The sequence below is a fragment of the Microbacterium sp. SGAir0570 genome (assembly GCF_005491085.2).
GTDB classification, from domain to species: Bacteria; Actinomycetota; Actinomycetes; order Actinomycetales; family Microbacteriaceae; genus Microbacterium; species Microbacterium arborescens.
Genome location: NZ_CP027929.1, coordinates 813,880 through 830,321, shown reverse-complemented (window position 1 = coordinate 830,321; position 16,442 = coordinate 813,880). Strand labels below are relative to the sequence as shown.

Annotated in this window: 20 protein-coding genes; 6 read left to right on the top strand and 14 right to left on the bottom strand. The window is 70.3% G+C overall.

Annotation, left to right across the window (positions count from 1 at the left end):
• Positions 1–532 precede the first annotated feature (532 nt).
• The 6 genes from ccsB to C1N74_RS03805 are packed head-to-tail and all read right to left on the bottom strand — an operon-like array spanning position 533 to position 6,189.
• Positions 533–1,588, bottom strand: a complete 1,056-nt coding sequence (ccsB, locus tag C1N74_RS03830; RefSeq protein ID WP_064956098.1) for a c-type cytochrome biogenesis protein CcsB — start codon at positions 1,586–1,588, stop codon at positions 533–535.
• 5 nt (positions 1,589–1,593) lie between these two features.
• The gene (locus tag C1N74_RS03825; protein ID WP_137750004.1) at positions 1,594–3,369 is read right to left on the bottom strand and encodes a cytochrome c biogenesis protein ResB; all 1,776 of its coding nucleotides are present in this window, start codon (positions 3,367–3,369) and stop codon (positions 1,594–1,596) included.
• Positions 3,350–4,189 carry a cytochrome c biogenesis CcdA family protein gene (locus C1N74_RS03820; protein WP_023952208.1) on the bottom strand — a complete coding sequence of 280 codons (840 nt, stop codon included), beginning with the start codon at positions 4,187–4,189 and terminating at the stop codon, positions 3,350–3,352. The genes C1N74_RS03825 and C1N74_RS03820 overlap by 20 nt, the downstream gene beginning before the upstream one ends.
• Positions 4,186–4,800, bottom strand: coding sequence for a TlpA disulfide reductase family protein (locus tag C1N74_RS03815; protein WP_023952210.1), 615 nt, complete (start codon positions 4,798–4,800; stop codon positions 4,186–4,188). Before C1N74_RS03815 ends, C1N74_RS03820 begins: the two co-directional genes overlap by 4 nt.
• Positions 4,800–5,441 carry a histidine phosphatase family protein gene (locus C1N74_RS03810; RefSeq protein WP_137750003.1) on the bottom strand — a complete coding sequence of 214 codons (642 nt, stop codon included), beginning with the start codon at positions 5,439–5,441 and terminating at the stop codon, positions 4,800–4,802. Before C1N74_RS03810 ends, C1N74_RS03815 begins: the two co-directional genes overlap by 1 nt.
• A 25-nt stretch (positions 5,442–5,466) precedes the next feature.
• Entirely contained in the window at positions 5,467–6,189 is a 723-nt protein-coding gene (locus tag C1N74_RS03805) for a DedA family protein (RefSeq protein ID WP_023952214.1), read from the bottom strand.
• A 99-nt stretch (positions 6,190–6,288) separates the two neighbouring features.
• Here C1N74_RS03805 and aspS point away from each other — a divergent pair, with 99 nt between their 5' ends.
• Entirely contained in the window at positions 6,289–7,629 is a 1,341-nt protein-coding gene (gene aspS / locus C1N74_RS03800) for an aspartate--tRNA(Asn) ligase (RefSeq protein ID WP_137750002.1), read from the top strand.
• Between the two features lie 89 nt (positions 7,630–7,718).
• Complete coding sequence (locus tag C1N74_RS03795) at positions 7,719–8,912, top strand: mechanosensitive ion channel family protein (RefSeq protein ID WP_023952219.1); 1,194 nt, start codon at positions 7,719–7,721, stop codon at positions 8,910–8,912.
• Positions 8,913–8,953: 41 nt separating this feature from the next.
• Here the strand turns inward: C1N74_RS03795 and C1N74_RS03790 are convergent, their stop codons facing one another.
• From C1N74_RS03790 to C1N74_RS03765, 6 genes are all read right to left on the bottom strand, one after another.
• The gene (locus C1N74_RS03790; RefSeq protein ID WP_137750001.1) at positions 8,954–9,256 is read right to left on the bottom strand and encodes a Dabb family protein; all 303 of its coding nucleotides are present in this window, start codon (positions 9,254–9,256) and stop codon (positions 8,954–8,956) included.
• Positions 9,253–9,531 (bottom strand): glutaredoxin family protein, encoded by a 279-nt coding sequence (locus C1N74_RS03785; protein ID WP_114597961.1) that lies wholly within the window; start codon positions 9,529–9,531, stop codon positions 9,253–9,255. Before C1N74_RS03785 ends, C1N74_RS03790 begins: the two co-directional genes overlap by 4 nt.
• Before the next feature lie 16 nt (positions 9,532–9,547).
• A complete protein-coding gene (locus tag C1N74_RS03780; RefSeq protein ID WP_023952225.1) occupies positions 9,548–9,841 on the bottom strand; it encodes a rhodanese-like domain-containing protein in 294 nt (97 codons plus the stop codon).
• A 114-nt stretch (positions 9,842–9,955) separates the two neighbouring features.
• On the bottom strand, positions 9,956–10,054 hold the full coding sequence (locus C1N74_RS03775; protein WP_003792170.1) for a 30S ribosomal protein bS22: 99 nt from the start codon (positions 10,052–10,054) through the stop codon (positions 9,956–9,958).
• Between the two features lie 83 nt (positions 10,055–10,137).
• On the bottom strand, positions 10,138–10,329 hold the full coding sequence (locus C1N74_RS03770; RefSeq protein WP_023952227.1) for a helix-turn-helix domain-containing protein: 192 nt from the start codon (positions 10,327–10,329) through the stop codon (positions 10,138–10,140).
• A 99-nt stretch (positions 10,330–10,428) separates the two neighbouring features.
• On the bottom strand, positions 10,429–10,836 hold the full coding sequence (locus C1N74_RS03765) for a helix-turn-helix transcriptional regulator (RefSeq protein WP_023952229.1): 408 nt from the start codon (positions 10,834–10,836) through the stop codon (positions 10,429–10,431).
• Positions 10,837–10,936: 100 nt separating this feature from the next.
• On the opposite strand from C1N74_RS03765, the gene C1N74_RS03760 reads away from it, so the two are divergent.
• Together C1N74_RS03760 and C1N74_RS03755 are read left to right on the top strand one after the other, a co-directional pair.
• Positions 10,937–12,379, top strand: a complete 1,443-nt coding sequence (locus C1N74_RS03760) for a TrkH family potassium uptake protein (RefSeq protein WP_137750000.1) — start codon at positions 10,937–10,939, stop codon at positions 12,377–12,379.
• On the top strand, positions 12,372–13,043 hold the full coding sequence (locus C1N74_RS03755) for a TrkA family potassium uptake protein (RefSeq protein WP_023952231.1): 672 nt from the start codon (positions 12,372–12,374) through the stop codon (positions 13,041–13,043). The genes C1N74_RS03760 and C1N74_RS03755 overlap by 8 nt, the downstream gene beginning before the upstream one ends.
• Positions 13,044–13,165: 122 nt before the next feature.
• Here the strand turns inward: C1N74_RS03755 and proC are convergent, their stop codons facing one another.
• Positions 13,166–14,005 (bottom strand): pyrroline-5-carboxylate reductase, encoded by an 840-nt coding sequence (gene proC, locus C1N74_RS03750; protein WP_137749999.1) that lies wholly within the window; start codon positions 14,003–14,005, stop codon positions 13,166–13,168.
• 114 nt (positions 14,006–14,119) lie between these two features.
• Here proC and C1N74_RS03745 point away from each other — a divergent pair, with 114 nt between their 5' ends.
• Positions 14,120–15,238, top strand: a complete 1,119-nt coding sequence (locus C1N74_RS03745; protein WP_137749998.1) for an alpha/beta fold hydrolase — start codon at positions 14,120–14,122, stop codon at positions 15,236–15,238.
• A 33-nt stretch (positions 15,239–15,271) separates the two neighbouring features.
• Here C1N74_RS03745 and C1N74_RS03740 read toward each other — a convergent pair whose 3' ends face one another.
• On the bottom strand, positions 15,272–15,739 hold the full coding sequence (locus C1N74_RS03740) for a nucleoside deaminase (RefSeq protein WP_374754843.1): 468 nt from the start codon (positions 15,737–15,739) through the stop codon (positions 15,272–15,274).
• Positions 15,740–15,790: 51 nt separating this feature from the next.
• Between C1N74_RS03740 and upp the strand changes: the two genes are divergently transcribed.
• A complete protein-coding gene (gene upp / locus C1N74_RS03735) occupies positions 15,791–16,426 on the top strand; it encodes a uracil phosphoribosyltransferase (RefSeq protein ID WP_023952235.1) in 636 nt (211 codons plus the stop codon).
• Positions 16,427–16,442: the final 16 nt, after the last annotated feature.

Here is a 16,442-nt window from a genome sequence, read left to right as displayed (position 1 = left end):
GCCCCCCGCCCCGCCTCGCGCGGGGCGGGGCGGGCGCGGGGATTCACTTGGCAGTCCACGCCCCTTCGCGCCACGGGAATGGGCGCGCGCCGCCAACCGAAGCGGGGCCGCACACCACAGCAAGCCACAGGTGGCAGTTCACGCCCCTTCGCGCCGCAGCAATGGGCGCGCGCCGCCAACCGAAGCGAGGCCACGGACCACAGAGCTTCAGTTGGCAGTCCACGCCCCTTCGCGCCAGAGGAATGGGCGCGTGCTGCCGGGCGAGGCCGGGCCCGCGGCCCGGTGAGCTTCGGGCGGCGGGCCTCACCCCACAGGAATGGCCGATCCGCCAGTCGAGGGCGGCCACCACACCAGCGCAAGGTTCAGGCGGCAGTTCGCGCCCCTTCAGGACGCACGAGTGGGCGGATCCTCCCAACCGAAGCGAGGTCCCGCACCACCGGCATGGCACAGGTGGCAGTTCACGCCCCGTCCCGCGACAGGTACGGGCAGAACCCGCCAACCGGAGGCGCAGGCCGGGCGGCGGCCCCGAGGCTCAGCTCAGGCCGCTGTAGGCGTGCAGCCCCTTGAAGAACTGGTTGACGATGATGAAGTTGAACAGCACCGCCGAGAAGCCGACAATCGACAGCCAGGCGCTGCGGTTGCCGCGCCAGCCGCGCGTTGCGCGCGCGTGGATGTAGCCCGCATAGAGCACCCAGATGACGAAGGTCCACACTTCCTTCGTGTCGAAGCCCCAGTACCGGCCCCACGCATCGTTGGCCCAGATCGAACCGGCGATGAGGGTGAAGGTCCAGAAGATGAAGCCGATGATCGCGAACCGGTAGGCGAGCGACTCGAGAGCGTCGGCACTCGGCAGCGTCCGCAGGAAGCGCGCGCCGTCGCGCCGAGGAGCGGATGCCGCATCCCCGGCGTCTGCGCCTGCGCGGGCCAGGGCGCGTGCCTCGCGTCGCGCCTGCATGAGCTGCACGATCGACAGGGCGAACGCCAGCGCGAAGAAGGCCGACGCGAGCGAGGCGACGAAGACGTGGATGACGAGCCAGATCGACTTCAGCGGGTCCGCGAGCGGCACCACCGCGACGTAGAAGTTGAGGACCGATCCGCCCAGCAGCACGACCGCGAGACCGGTGATGAAGGTGCCGAGGAACCGGAGGTCGTACCGGAAGAGCACGACGAGGTAGACCATCACCACGAGGAGCAGCCCGGTGAGGGCGAACTCGTACATGTTCGACCACGGCACCCGCTCGGCCGCGATGCCGCGGAGCACGGTGGCGCCGAGGTGGAAGAGGAACGCGATCCACGTCAGGGTCGTGCCCATGCGCGCCCACAGCAGGCGCGGCCGGTCGGCGGGGCGGGCGTTGAGCGCGAGCTCGGCCTGTGCCTCCGCGGCGCGGATCTCGCCGATCGTCTGCGAGCCGCCGGCACCGACCAGGACCGGAGCGGCGGCCGCCGGGACGGAGTCCTTGGTCTTCAGCGCGAGGTCGGAACGACGAGCCAGATCGACCGCGTAGGCGATGAAGGCCAGCGCGTAGACAGCCACGGCTGTCCAGACGAGCAGGACCGAGACGGCATCCAACGACAGGTCTTCGGGCATGATCCTCAGTTTACGTCGGGCGCTTGCGCGCGGGCGGGGCGGGGACGGCGCGGACGCTCCGCCTCGGGCGGGACCTCGACCTCGTCGCGCCCGAGGGCGGCGAGGTGGCCGCGGGAGATGTCGGCGACCGCCTGCGCGATCGCGGGGTCCTCTCCGCGGGCGAGACCGGCGTACTCGAGGCGGATCGCGCCGTCGGCCGGGGTCGCCTTGACCCACAGGCGCCGGCGCGGCACGAAGAGACCCGCGAGCAGACCGAGGGTCGCAAGAATCGCGAAGACGAGCACGAACGGCGCCCCCACGTCGCGGTGGATCGACAGCGAGACGTAGCGCTTGACCGCTGCCTCGGCGCCCGACGCGCGCTGGTCCTCGAAGGTCACGGTGCCGCGACCGCCGGGAAGGTCGACGGTCTGACCGGGTTCGAGCTCGAGCGACGCGACACCCGAGTCGCCGCCGGCGATCTGCTCCATGCCGGTCGGGTCGAGCGTGTACACCGAGCGGGGCGTGCCGTCGTCGATGCCGAGGTCGCCCTCGTAGACGCGGAAGGTCACGAGCGGATTGGTGAGGTCGCCGTAGGCGGAGGCGATGGCGCCCGTCTCGAGCGTCGCAGCGGTCGGGTAGAAGAAGCCGGCGAACCCCAGCTGCTTCGGCATCCCGTCGGCGATCTTGACGACCCCGATCGAGGTCATGTTGTTGTCCTGCGGCAGGAACGGCACGTCCTCGCTGAACACGACCTCGCCTGCGGCGTCGCGGACGGTGATGGTCGGGGCGTAGCCGTTGCCCATCAGGTATACGCGGTCACCCTCGATCCCGTAGGGGTGGTTGACCCGCACGTCGCCGTCGCGCGGCTCCTGCCCGGGCTCGGTCACCGTGAGGTGGGCGAGGAAGTCACCGGCCATCCCGTGCCCCGGTCCCCCGGTGAACGGGCCGTACGTCACGTCGAACTTGTCGAGGGTCAGCGAGTACGGGGGCATCTGGTCGGTGTCGACGAAGCGGCCCGGGTTGAACGAGGTGTAGCCGAGGCCGAGCGAGTTGACGAACGTGTCGCCCTCGACGATGACGGTCTGGCCCGTGTACGTCAGCCCGCCGCCGATGCCCACCGAGATCAGCACGCCCACGAGCGCCCCGTGGAAGACGAGGTTGCCCGTCTCGCGCAGGTAGCCGCGCTCGGCGGAGACGGATGCCACGGGGCCCGAGTCGTAGCGCTCGACGCGGTAGCCCGACTTGCGCAGCTGTCGCTGAGCCTCGTCGACGGCCGCCGACGCCGCGGCCGCGGCATCCTCGTCCTCTCGCAGAGCGACGCCGACCGTGCGGTGATCGGCCAGCCGGGACAGGCGCACGGGGGTGCGGGGCGGGCGCGACTTCAGTGCCTGCCAGTGGTGCTTGGTGCGGGGGATGACGCATCCGACGAGCGAGACGAACAGCAGGATGTAGATCGCCGAGAACCACACCGAGGTGTAGACGTCGAACAGCTGCAGCGCATCGAGGATCGGATACAGGTCGGGGTTGTCGGTGCGCCACTGCGTCACGCCGTTGGGGTCGGCGCTGCGCTGGGGCACGATCGATCCCGGAATGGCGGCGATCGCGAGCAGGAGCAGCAGTACGAGCGCCGTGCGCATGCTCGTCAGCTGCCGCCAGCCCCACCGCAGCCACCCGACGATCCCGAGCTGGGGCTGCGTGATCGTGCGATCGCCATCCACGCCGCTGTCTTGCGGGGCGTCGGAGTGGTCTCCCGGTCGCAGCGGCGCCGAGGGATCGGCCTGGTCAGAGGAAGGTCGGGACACCGGCCACCACTCCTTGGAAGACGGACATGATCGTGGTCCAGACGCCGGTGACCATCAGCAGGCCGAGGACGACCAGCAGCGCTCCCCCGGCGATGTTCACGACGCGGATGTGCCGGCGCACGAAGGCCACCGAGCGGGTGGCCCAGCTCGCGCCCAGCGCCAGCAGGACGAAGGGGATGCCGAGTCCGAGCGAGTACGCGACGGCGAGAACCCCCGCGCGGGTGGGGTCGGCCTGGCTGAGGGCGATCGAGAGGATCGCGGCGAGGGTCGGACCGATGCAGGGCGCCCAGCCGATGCCCATCGCGATACCGAGCAGGGGCGCCCCGGCGATGCCGAGGTTCTGCCGCAGCTGCGGCCGGTAGATGCGCTGCGCGAAGCCGAACATGCCGACGAACACGAGCCCCAGGACGATCACGACGGCGCCGAGGACGCGCGTGATGACCTCCTGGTACTCGAAGAAGACGCGGCCGACCGTGCCCGCGAAGACGCCCATGGCGAGGAAGACCACGGTGAATCCCGCGATGAACAGTCCGACGCCGAGCAGCAGGCGTCCGCGGCCCGGCGCGGACGTCGGAGAATCCGTCGAGACGCGGACCGATCCCTCGGCATCCTCCGAGCTTCGCGCGATTCTCCGAGTTTCGTCGCGGCCGGCGCCCCGCCCCGCGGGCTCGCGCGGGGTGACTGCACTGCCGAGGAAGCCGAGGTAGCCGGGAACGAGGGGCAGCACGCACGGCGAGAGGAACGACACCAGGCCCGCGAGCACGGCGATCGGCACCGCGAGCCACAGGGCTCCGCCGAAGACGATCTCGCCCGGGTTCACGACGATCCCGCGCCGGCGCCCGCCTTCGCGGCGTCCTCGACGAGGGTGCGCAGGATGCCGGCATCCCGCAGCTGCCCGACGATACGGGCGGCGACCCGCCCCTCGGTGTCGAGCACGAGCGTCGTGGGCGCCGCCTGGACCGATGCGGATGCCGCGAGCGCGAGCTTCAGCTCACCGTCGCCCTGCATGAGGAGAGAGGGGTAGCTGATGCCGTAGTTCTGCTCGAAGGCCGACGCCTGCTCGGGTCCGTCGTAGATGTTGACGCCGAGGAACTCCGCGCCGACCTCCTGCGTGTCGGTGTAGACCTCTTCCAGCAGCGGCGCCTCGGCTCGGCACGGCCCGCACTGGGCGTACCAGAAGTTGAGGACGAGCGGCTTGCCGGCGTAGTCGGCGCTCGAGATCGTCGAGCCGTCGACGGCCGTTCCGGTGAACTCGATCGGGGCGCCGCGCTCGGCCTCGGGGATCTCCGTGGTCGTGCCGTCGCCCGAGATGAACCCCTTGTTGTCGCCGTCGCGGTACTGCCCGGCGAGGTCGTCGTTGGGGCTCGAGCAGGCGGCGAGCCCTGCCGCGAGCCCGAGGGCGAGGACGGCGGCCACGAGGCGGCGCTTCATCAGACGGCTCCTACATCGACGGCACCCGCGGTCGACGCGGGCTCGGCATACGCGACCTCGCGCCACGCGGCGCGCTCTCCCCCGTCGTCGAGCTCGAAGCTCGTGACGCTCGAGAGGGCGCACCGGCGCCGACGGGGGTCATGGCGCAGCGGCTCCCCCGCGATCGCGAGGTGGGTGATCCAGATCGGCAGCTGGTGCGAGACGATCACGACGTCGCCCGAATCCGTCGCGGTCCACAGATCGCGCATCGCGGCATCCATGCGCGCGACGATCTCGAGGTAGGGCTCTCCCCAGCTCGGCGTGGCGGGCGTGCGCAGGTGCCACCAGTTCCAGGGGTTGACGAGGGCGTTGCGCATGCGACGGCCCTCGAAGACGTTGTGCGGCTCGATGACCCGCTCGTCGATGACGGGGTCGAGACCGAAGAGCTCGGTGAACGGCTCCGACGACTCGCGCGTGCGCTGCAGTGGCGACGACATCAAGGCGGTGACGGGCCGGTCGAGCGACGACACGTACTCGGCAGCGGAGCGCGCCATGCGCCGGCCGTCCTCGCTCAGTCCGAAGTGCGGCAGCCGTCCGTAGAGCACGCGCCGGGGGTTGTGGACCTCACCGTGGCGCACGAGATGGAGACGGGCTGCGGGCACGGTCTCCAGTCTACGGCGGCGGCTCCTATGCGGACCCTGAGCGCTCGGGTGCCGTGCCCGGGCCCGAGGAGCGGCCTCGCCGCAGCTCGCGCACACGGGAGACGATGAACCAGACGACGAGCACCGCGACGACGATGATCACGATCGTCTGGAAGATCTCGGCGTACTGCTCGACGATGTGCCAGTTCTCGCCGAGGAGGAAGCCCGCCATCACGAAGATGGAGTTCCAGATGAGACTGCCCGCCGTCGTGAGCAGGCCGAACTTCCACCAGTGCATCCGCGCGACGCCGGCCGGAATCGAGATGAGGCTCCGGAACAGCGGCACCATCCGGCCGAAGAACACCGCGATCGATCCGTGCTTCTCGAACCAGTGGACCGACCGGACCACGTCGTCGCCGGTCACCAGCGGCATCCGATCGGCGATCCGGCGCAGGCGATCCGCGCCCAGCCAGCGGCCGAGGAGATACAGGATGAACGCGCCGGCGACCGATCCGAAGGTGGTCCACAGGATCGCCTCCGCGAGCGTGAACGACCCCCGCGACGCCGCCAGCCCGGCCATCGGGAGCACGACCTCGCTGGGGATCGGCGGGAAGAGGTTGTCCATCCCGACGGCGATCGCAGCGCCGGCCGGCCCGATCGTGTCCATCAGCGACACGGTCCAGTCCGCGAGCGTGGTCAGCCACGACCCGCCCTCATCGGCGGTGGCAGCCGACGCGTGCGCGGAGGCGGTGCGGGTCATGACGGTCATCGGGTGCCTTCGCGCTCGGTGATCGGATGCCCGGCCGGGCCCCGCGGACAGCCTAGGGCCGCGACGTCGGAGATTGCTGGACGCGTAGACTCTCCCCTCGTGAGTGAACGCGTTCTCGTCCAGCAGCTGCAGGCCCGCCCCGACGGCCCCGTTTCGGTGTCCGGATGGGTCGAGACCGTCCGCGATCAGAAGAAGGTGCAGTTCGTCATCCTCCGCGATGAGACCGGTGCCGTGCAGCTGGTCAACCCCGCCACCCGACCGGCGGAGGACGGCAGCGAGCAGGATGCCGCGGCCCTCGCCCTCACCGACCTGATCTCGAACCTCTCGACCGGCACCTTCCTCACGGTCGCGGGCGAGCTCAAGCACGACGAGCGCGTCAAGCTCGGCGGCGTCGAGATCAAGATCGGCGCCCTCGACATCGCGGCCGCGGCCCTCCCCGAGACGCCGATCGCCGCCGACTCCGGCCTCGACAAGCGCATGGACTGGCGATTCCTCGACCTGCGCCAGCGCCGCAACAACCTGATCTTCCGCGTGCAGACGACGCTCGAGCACGCCATGCGCACGTACTGGATCGAGCGCGACTACATCGAGATCCACTCCCCCAAGCTCATGGCCTCGGCATCCGAGTCGGCCGCCGAGCTGTTCGAGGTGCCCTACTTCGAGGACAAGACCGCGTATCTCGCTCAGAGCCCGCAGTTCTTCAAGCAGATGGCGCAGTCCGCGGGCTTCGGGAAGATCTTCGAGATCGGCGACGTCTTCCGCGCCGACCCGTCCTTCACCTCGCGGCACGCGACCGAGTTCACCTCGATCGACGCCGAGATCAGCTGGATCGACTCGCACGAGGACGTCGCCGCGATGCAGGAGGAGCTCCTGCAGTTCGCGTTCCAGGCCGTCAAGGACAAGCACGGCGACGAGATCGCCGAGCTGTTCGGCGTCGAGGTCCAGGTTCCCCAGACCCCGTTCCCGCGGATCCCCCTCGCCGAGGCCCGCGCGATCGTCGCGGCACGCGGATACGACATCCCGCGCACCGACGGCGACCTCGACCCCGAGGGCGAGCGCCAGATCTCGGCGCACGTGCTCGAGACGTACGGACACCAGTTCGTCTTCATCACCGACTATCACCCCGAGATCCGCGCCTTCTACCACATGCGCGACGAGGAGACCGGGCTGACGAAGTCGTACGACCTGCTCTTCAACGGCGTCGAGATCACCACCGGCGCGCAGCGCGAGCACCGCGTCGACGTCCTCATCGAGCAGGCCAAGGAGAAGGGGCTCGATCCCGAGCACCTCGACTTCTACCTCGACTTCTTCCGGTACGGCGCCCCGCCGCACGGCGGATTCGGGATGGGCCTCGCGCGCGTGCTGATGCTGCTGCTCGGCGAGTCGTCGATCCGCGAGGTCACCTACCTCTTCCGCGGCCCCACGCGTCTGGCCCCGTAACACACCACCCCGCACACCCGGCAAGCCTTCAGGCGCCGCCGGCCGACGCCCGTATCGTGGCTTCTCCGCTGACGAGAGGAGCAAGACGTATGTGGGACGGCTGGATGGAGTTCGGCATCGCCGTGCTGGTGGGACTCGCGGTCGCGGCGGTGATCGCGGTGGTCGCTCACGTCGCGCTGCGCATCGCCGCACGACGGCAGCGCTGGCCCGAGGTGCTCGGCCGCCGCTCGCGCACGCCGTTCCGTTCGCTGCTCGTCGCCATCGTGCTGTGGGCGGCGGTGCAGACCGCGTTCCCCGATGAGCTGTGGCGGTCGGTGCTCGGGCAGATCCTGACGATCGCCATCATCGCCGCGAGCGCCTGGCTGCTCGCATCCCTCGTGCTCGTCGTCACCGACGTCGCGCTCGGCCGCTACCGCATCGACGTGCCCGACAATCGCGTCGCCCGCCGCATCCGTACGCAGATGCTGATCGTGCGCCGCCTCGCCGTCGCGATCATCATCGTGATCGGCATCGGGGCGGTGCTGCTCACGTTCGACTCCGTGCGCGCGGTCGGGGCGAGCGTCCTGGCCTCAGCCGGTATCGCGTCGGTGGTCGCGGGCCTTGCTGCGCAGTCCGTGCTCGCGAACGTCTTCGCGGGCCTTCAGATCGTTTTCAGCGACGCTCTGCGGGTCGACGACGTCGTGGTGGCCGACGGCGAGTGGGGCCGCGTCGGCGAGATCACCCTCAGCTACGTCGTCCTCGACCTCTGGGACGACCGTCGTCTCGTCCTGCCGTGCACCTACTTCACGACGACGCCGTTCGAGAACTGGACCCGGCGCGGCTCAGAGCTGCTGGGCGCCGTCGAGATGGACCTCGACTGGAACGTCTCCCCCGCCGCGATGCGCACCCACCTGCACGACGTGCTCGAGAAGACCGACCTCTGGGATCGCCGGACCTCGGTGCTGCAGGTGACCGATGCCGTCGCCGGTTACGTGCGGGTGCGCATCCTCGTCACCGCGAAGGACGCCCCGACCCTCTTCGACCTGCGCTGCCTCGTGCGCGAGGCGATGGTCACGTGGGTGCAGCGCACGATGCCGCAGGCCGTTCCGGTGCAGCGGATCGTGATGTCGGATGCCGCGACCCCGGGCCACGGCAGCGACCACCACATCACGCACGACCCCACACCGACCAACGACGGGCTCTTCACCGGCAGCGCCGAGGCCGAGCGCCGGGCGAGCACGTTCACCAATGCGATCCCGGTGGTCGTGACGGACGACCTCGCCGAGCGCGATCGGCGCGACTGACGCGTGCTCGCGTGCGCCGCCGCGCGCGGCCGAGGCTCGGCTCAGACCTCGAAGTCGACCGAGATGCGGCTCGCGACGACGCCGCGGACGAACGCCGCGACCTCCTGGTGAGCCGGGTGCACCTGGTACTCCTCGAGACCGGCGACATCGTCGAAGTCGGCGACGAGGGCGACGTCGCCGTTCACATCGGCGTAAGCGGTGTTCGGGCCGATGCTCAGGGAGCGGATCGAGGGGACGACACCGACGAGCCCTCGGATGCGGCGCGCCACCTCGATGGCATGCTCGGCTCGGGTCTCGGCGTCTTCGGCGGCGAGCTTCCAGGCGACGACGTGGCGGATGGTCATGCGGACTCCTCGGTCGGGGTCGGGGTTTCGTCGGTCAGCGCGGCGCGCAGCCGGTCGGCGGAAACACGCCAGTGCGCGTGGAGGCGGTCGTCGATCAACACGACGGGGATCTTCTCCCACCACTGCTCGAAGAGCGCCGGGTCATCGAAGATCGACAGCTCGACGACCTCGACCTCCGCGTCGCCGGGCAGGTCGGCCACGACCGTGTCGACGATCTCGCGGGCGACGTCGCAGAGGTGGCAGCCGGGCTTGGAGATGAGCGTCAGCGTGGACATCGGTGGCGCGGCGCTCTCAGCGCTCGAGCTCGAAACCGCGCGACGCCCATTCGCCGGTGCCTCCGGTGACGTTCGTCGCATCGTAGCCGCGCGCCTCGAGGGCGGCGACGACCTGCGCCGATCGTCCGCCGGCCTGGCAGATGACGTCGAAGGCGCCATCGGGCAGCTCGCCGATGCGGTCGCCGAGCTGCGACATCGGGATGCTGATCGCGCCGGGAACACGTCCCGCGGCGAACTCGTGATCCTCGCGCACGTCGATGAGGGGGATGTCGCGGCCCGCGCGGAGCTCGTCGATGGTGATGGATTTCATGCTCGTTCCTCCACGTTCAGCCTAGGCCGCGGCGCGGCGGGGCGGCCGCATCCGGAAAGCACGAAGCGCCCCTCGGCCGGAGCCGAACGGGGCGCTCAGTGACGTCGCCGCGACTTACTTCTTGTTGCGGCGCTGGTGGCGAGTCTTGCGAAGCAGCTTGCGGTGCTTCTTCTTCGCCATGCGCTTGCGGCGCTTCTTGATGACAGAACCCACGGAAAACCTCACTATGTCAGGGTCTGGACGCATCTCGTCTGCGTCCGGGAACAGGCACCTCGCGAAAAATGCCTCGGATCAGTCTAGCCGACGTCGGCGATCGGCCGTTGCACGACGTCGCGCACCGCCGACTCGGGGACGCGATAGCTGCGGCCGAAGCGCACGGCGGGCAGCTCGCCGGAATGCACGAGGCGATACACCGTCATCTTCGACACCCGCATGATCTCGGCCACCTCCGCGACAGTGAGGAAGCGCACATCGGGCAGCTCGGCCATCGTCATCCCTTTCCCCGGATGCGAACACTCTAGGGGTCGGGCGCGACGCGTGTAAACCGGAGTGACGCCTGTTGCTCCGCCGAAGCGAGGGCTCTGGGCTCAGCGTCCGGACCGCTTGCCGAACACGCTCGTGACGGCGTGCTTCGCGGATGCCGCAGCCCGGCCGACCAGCTCGGCCGCAGCGACCGCCTGCTCGGGCAGCGCGGCGACGGGCTCGGCGTCGTAGGCCTCGGACGAGAGGAAGGGGACGAGCCAGTCGTCGACGACATCGAGCGGCTCGGGAGACAGGCTGTAGTAGCGGTGCTGCCCCTCCTCCCGCACGGTGACGAGCTCGGCCCCGCGCAGCACCTTCAGGTGCTTCGAGATCGTCGGCTGGCTGACGCCGAGCTCGCTCACGATCTGCGAGACGCTCGTCCCGGACGAGCGCGGATCGGAGTCCCGATCGAGCAAGAGCCTCAGGATGTCCCGACGGGTACCGTCGGCGATCACGTCGAAGATGTCCGCCATGCCATCAGGTTAGTCGGCGCGCACGCCCGAGTACCATGACATCGGCACCGACCTACCGCGGCGCCGGGAGCAACAGCTGCGATCGTGGGGAGGAACACGCATGGCGGACAGGTCCGTCGGCGCGCTCATCCTCAGCCGCCTCCGCGGCTTCGGGCGCAGCGCGTGGGATGCCGGTCGTGATCTCGCGACCGCCTCCCCGTCACGGTTCGCGGTTCTGATCTTCTCGACGCTGATCCTCGTCTTCACGACGCTGTTCTCCCTGCCGGCGGCATCCGCATCGGGCCGGGCCACGCCGTTCGCCGACGCGCTGTTCACCGCGGTGTCGACGATCTGCGTCGCGGGGCTCGCGACCGTCGACATGGCCACGCACTGGTCGCCGTTCGGCCACGTCCTCATCTACATCGGCGTCAACGTCGGCGCGCTCGGCGTGCTGACCCTCGCGTCGATCCTGGGACTCGTGATCTCCAAGCGCCTCGGCCTGCGCGCGAAGCTCATCGCCGCCGGCGACAGCAATCCGATGCGCGCACACGGCGGTCCCGTCAACGAAGGTCAAGCCGTCCGCCTCGGCGAGGTCGGCTTGCTGCTGCGCACCGTCGCGCTGTCGACGCTCGTCATCGAGGCGGGCCTGGCGATCCTGCTGTACCCCTCGCTGCTTTTCGGCGGCGTCGACCCGCTCACCGCACTGTGGGAGGCGCCGTACTACGCGGCGATGGCCTTCACCAACACCGGCTTCTCGCCGAACGCGGAGGGTCTGCAGCCGTTCGCGCAGGACTACGTCATGCTCACGGTGCTCATGGCCGGGGTGTTCCTGGGCTCCATCGGCTTCCCCGTGATCTTCACGCTCTGGCGCCACCAGTGGCACGTGCGCGCGTGGTCACTGCACGCCAAGCTCACAATCATCACGACGATCATCCTGTTCTTCACGGGCGCCGGAGTCTTCCTGCTCCTCGAGTACGACAACCCGGCGACCTTCGGGTCGATGGAGGCGTGGGACACCACGTTCCAGGCCTTCTTCATCTCGGCGATGACCCGGTCGGGGGGCTTCTCCATCATCGACATCGGCGAGATGCACGGCTCGTCGCTCATCGTCGGATCGATGCTCATGTTCGTCGGCGGCGGCTCGGCCTCGACCGCCGGCGGCATCAAGGTCACGACCCTCGCCGTGCTCGCCCTCGCCGTGTGGTCCGAGGCGAAGGGACGCCCGTCGGTGCAGGTGTTCCGCCGCCGCATCCCCAGCGACGTCCAGCGCGTCGCCCTCTCGGTCGTCGCGTGGAGCGCCACGATCGTCGCGATCGGCACCGTCACGATCGCCCAGATCACGAAAGCTCCCGTCGACGAAGTGCTGTTCGACGTGATCTCCGGCTTCGCGACCGTCGGGCTGTCGACAGGCTTGACGGCCGAACTGCCCGACCCGGCGGTGTACGTCATGGCCCTCGTCATGTTCATGGGACGCGTTGGTACAGTGACTCTCGCTGCAGCGGTGGCCGCGGCATCCCGTTCGCAGTTGTACGCCCTGCCCGTCGAAAGGCCGATCGTTGGTTGAGCAGATCCGAAGCGACGCTCCCGTCCTGGTCATCGGGCTGGGCCGTTTCGGCGCCGCCTGCGCGGGCGAGCTCGACCGCCTCGACCGCGAGGTGCTCGCGATCGACGACAACCTCGAGCTCGTCCAGAAGTGGTCGGAGCGCGTCACGCACGCCGTGCAGACCGACGCCCGCAACCTCGACGCGCTCAAGCAGATCGGGGCGCAGGACTTCCAGGTCGCCGTCGTGGCGGTCGGCTCGTCGATCGAGGCGTCCGTGCTCATCACCGCGAACCTCGTCGATCTGAAGGTGCCGCAGATCTGGGCGAAGGCCGTGTCGCAGTCGCACGGCAAGATCCTCGCCCGCGTCGGCGCCAACCACGTCGTGTATCCCGAGCGCGAGGCCGGCGAGCGCGTCGCGCACCTCGTCAGCGGGCGCATGCTCGACTTCATCCGCTTCGACGACGACTTCGTGCTGGCGAAGATGTACCCGCCGAAGTTCATCCGCGGCGTCGGCCTCAACGAGTCCGGCGTGCGGACGAAGTACCGCGTCACGGTCGTCGGCGTGAAGAGCCCCGGCAAGCCGTTCCGCTACGCCGAGGCGAACACGGTCGTCACCAATCACGACCTCATCATCGTCTCGGGCACGAACTCCGACATCGAGCGCTTCGCCTCGCTCGACCGCTGACCCGGCACCCCCGCGTCGAGGTCCCCATTCGGCCGGTTATGCGGGACGCATACCCGGCCCAAGTGGGACCTCGGATGGCGCTCCGGGGGGCGGGACAGGGCCGGGGGGCCGGGGGCCGGGGGTCAGGCTCCGGCGGCGAGCTCGCGGGCGCGTGCGAGCGCGGCGTCGGTCGCGCGAGCGAAGACGTCGTCGAGGCGGGCCTCCTGCAGCACGGCGATCGCCCGCTCGGTGGTGCCCTTCGGGCTCGTGACGCGCCGCCGCAGCTCGGCCGGGTCCTCCCCCGAGGCGTCGAGCAGGGCGGCCGCACCGATGAACGTCTGCTCGGCCATCACCCGCGCCTCCGCCTCGGCGAAGCCCTTGCCCACCGCAGCCCGCGTGAGTTCCTCGATCAGCAGGAAGACGTAGGCGGGGCCCGAGCCCGAGATCGTCGACAGGGCGTCGATCTGCTCCTCCGGCACCTCGACGACGACGCCGCACGTCTCGAAGAGCGCGCGCACGGTCGCCCGGTGCGCATCGGATGCCGCGGGGCCGGCGGCCAGTCCCGTGACGGCCTTCCCGACGACGGCGGGAGTGTTGGGCATCGATCGGATGACCGCGACGTCCGACCCCAGGATGCCGGCGAACGTGTCGATCGTGACGCCCGCGGCGAGGCTCACCACGACCGCCCCCGCGCGCAGCACCGGCGCGATCTCGCGCAGCAGGTCGGGCACCATCGCGGGCTTGACGCCGATCAGGACCACATCGGCCGCGGCCGCGGCATCCGTGTTGCCCGTGGGTGTGTCTGCGAGCGCGACGCTCGTCACTCCCGGCAGGTCGGCGAGGGCGGCAGCCTTCTCGGCGGTGCGGTTGGTGACGGTCACTCCTCCGGCGGCGCCGGAGGCCACCAGGCCCGAGAGCACCGCACCCCCCATCGAACCGGCTCCGAGGATGGCGATCGGGGGCAGGGCGACGACGTCGGGCATGCGGCCATCTTAAGTCCGGCCGTTTCCCAGCGGAGGGAACGGGCGCGAGGTAGAGTCGAAGCGTCCGCGGGCGCGGAGGCGCTCGCCGCGCAGAGCAGAGCGAAGGATCCCGCCATGCCCCTCTTCGACGGCATCACGCCACGCACCATCGAGACGTCGCGCCTGGCGGTGAACATCCTCGAACGCGCCGCAGACGACCCGGAGACCCCGGCCGACCGCACGCTCGTGCTGCTTCACACGGCTCCCGGGTCGAGCCTGTTCTGGCAGGAGATCATCGAAGACCTGCCGAGCGACGTTCGCCCGATCGCCATCGACCTCCGCGGCTTCGGTGGCACCGAACGGCTCCCGGTCGACGCGACGCGCGGCGTCCGCGACTTCTCCGACGATGTTCGGGCGACGCTCGAGGCTCTGGGCCTCGACGCCGTGCACCTCGTGGGCTGGGGCCTGGGAGCCGCGGTCGCGATGCAGTACGCCCTCGATCACCGGGTGCTCTCGCTCAGCCTTCTCTCGCCCGTCTCGCCCTACGGCTTCGGCGGCACGCGGCTCGACGGCACGCGCCTGACCGACGACGACGCCGGGTGCGGTGCAGGCACGATCAGCCCGACACTCGTCGACCGTCTCACCGCTCGCGACGCCGGCGACGACGAGGGCACCGCCCGTTCGTTCTTCCGCACGTCGTTCGTCTCGCCCGACTACGAGTCCGACAACGAAGACACGTGGGTCGAGGCGATGCTCACGACGTCGACGGCCGAGGGGAACTACCCCGGCGACAGCGTCCCGAGCCAGAACTGGCCGGGCTTCGCCGCAGGTGGGCTCGGCACGCAGAACGCCCTCGCACCGGGGCACTTCGACGTCTCGGCGATCGTCGACCTCGCGGCGGGCTACGACGCGCCTCCGATCCTGTGGGTGCGCGGCGGTGGGGACGTCATCGTCGCGGACGGCTCGTTCGCCGACAGCGGTCACCTCGGTGAGATCGGCGCGATCCCGGGTTGGCCGGGTGTGGAGGCCGCGCCGGCTCAGCAGATGGTCGCGCAGACGCGCGCCGTCTTCGAGCGGTACCGCGAGGCGGGCGGTCAGGTGACCGAGGTCGTCATCGAAGGCGTCGGGCACGCCGTGCACCTCGAACGCCCGGGCAAGGTCCGCACCGCGATCCTCTCGACGATGGGCTACCTCGGCACGCCCATCTCACCGGCTCCCCCGACCGAGGCGATCATCCTCAGCTCCTGGGACTGACCGGCCCTGGCGCCGTCGCAGTCCTAGCCGACCTCACCGCTGCTGCGCGAAGAACGTGCGCAGCAGCGCCGACGAGTCCGCGGACCGCACCCCGGCGACGACCTCCGCGCGCACGGGAAGCCGGCGGTCGCGCACGAGGTCGTACTGCGAACCGGCGGCTCCGGCTTTGTCGTCCCACGCGCCGAAGACGAGTCGCGAGACGTGCGCCTGCAGCATCGCGCCCGCACACATGACGCAGGGCTCGAGCGTCACGGTGAGGGTGCAGCCGGCCAGGTTCCACGACCCGGTCGCGGCCGCCGCGGCGCGCAGCGCGACCACCTCGGCGTGAGCCGTCGGGTCGCCGGTCGCCTCGCGGAGGTTCCGTCCCTCGCCGATCACCGCGCCCGCGGCGTCGGTCACGACCGCGCCCACGGGGATGTCGCCGGCTGCGGCAGCCGCTTCCGCGAGCTGGAGGGCCAGCGTCATGCTGCGGATGTCGTCAGCGGATGCCGTCAGGGTCACGGCACCAGCGTAGAGCCGAGGAGATGCGGACCGTCCGCGTAGGATCATCACATGCGTGTTCACGTCGCCGACCACCCCCTCATCACCCACAAGCTCTCGGTCCTGCGCGACAAGAACACCACCTCGCCGGTGTTCCGCCAGCTCACCGAAGAGCTCGTCACCCTGCTCGCGTACGAGGCCACCCGGAACGTCCGCACCGAGCAGGTCGAGATCGAGACCCCGGTCACCCGGACGACGGGCCTCGCGATCGCCAAGCCGCGTCCCCTCGTCGTGCCGATCCTGCGTGCCGGGCTGGGCATGCTCGAGGGCATGACCAAGCTCCTCCCCACCGCCGAGGTGGGCTTCCTCGGGATGGCGCGCAACGAGGTGACGTTCGAGCCCACCACGTACGCCGAGCGCCTGCCCGACGACCTCAGCGACCGCCAGTGCTTCGTGCTCGACCCGATGCTCGCCACGGGCGGGTCGCTCGGCGCCGCGATCGACTTCATCTTCAAGCGCGGCGCGCAGGACGTCACCGCGATCTGCATCCTCGGCGCTCCCGAGGGGCTCGCCGCCATCGAGAAGCAGGTCGGCGACCGCGACGTGACCCTCGTCCTGGGCTCGCTCGACGAGCGTCTCGACGAGCGCGGCTACATCGTGCCCGGGCTCGGCGACGCGGGCGACCGCCTCTACGGCACCGTCGACTGACCCGCGAGCCGCGCGC

Excerpts from the sequence above, each read along its gene's own strand:
- ccsB (WP_064956098.1), bottom strand. The coding sequence starts at position 1,588 with ATGCCCGAAGACCTGTCGTTGGATGCCGTCTCGGTCCTGCTCGTCTGG.
- C1N74_RS03815 (WP_023952210.1), bottom strand. The coding sequence starts at position 4,800 with ATGAAGCGCCGCCTCGTGGCCGCCGTCCTCGCCCTCGGGCTCGCGGCA.
- C1N74_RS03805 (WP_023952214.1), bottom strand. The coding sequence starts at position 6,189 with ATGACCGTCATGACCCGCACCGCCTCCGCGCACGCGTCGGCTGCCACC.
- C1N74_RS03795 (WP_023952219.1), top strand. The coding sequence starts at position 7,719 with ATGTGGGACGGCTGGATGGAGTTCGGCATCGCCGTGCTGGTGGGACTC.
- C1N74_RS03790 (WP_137750001.1), bottom strand. The coding sequence starts at position 9,256 with ATGACCATCCGCCACGTCGTCGCCTGGAAGCTCGCCGCCGAAGACGCC.
- C1N74_RS03785 (WP_114597961.1), bottom strand. The coding sequence starts at position 9,531 with ATGTCCACGCTGACGCTCATCTCCAAGCCCGGCTGCCACCTCTGCGAC.
- C1N74_RS03780 (WP_023952225.1), bottom strand. The coding sequence starts at position 9,841 with ATGAAATCCATCACCATCGACGAGCTCCGCGCGGGCCGCGACATCCCC.
- C1N74_RS03770 (WP_023952227.1), bottom strand. The coding sequence starts at position 10,329 with ATGGCCGAGCTGCCCGATGTGCGCTTCCTCACTGTCGCGGAGGTGGCC.
- C1N74_RS03765 (WP_023952229.1), bottom strand. The coding sequence starts at position 10,836 with ATGGCGGACATCTTCGACGTGATCGCCGACGGTACCCGTCGGGACATC.
- C1N74_RS03760 (WP_137750000.1), top strand. The coding sequence starts at position 10,937 with ATGGCGGACAGGTCCGTCGGCGCGCTCATCCTCAGCCGCCTCCGCGGC.
- proC (WP_137749999.1), bottom strand. The coding sequence starts at position 14,005 with ATGCCCGACGTCGTCGCCCTGCCCCCGATCGCCATCCTCGGAGCCGGT.
- C1N74_RS03745 (WP_137749998.1), top strand. The coding sequence starts at position 14,120 with ATGCCCCTCTTCGACGGCATCACGCCACGCACCATCGAGACGTCGCGC.
- upp (WP_023952235.1), top strand. The coding sequence starts at position 15,791 with ATGCGTGTTCACGTCGCCGACCACCCCCTCATCACCCACAAGCTCTCG.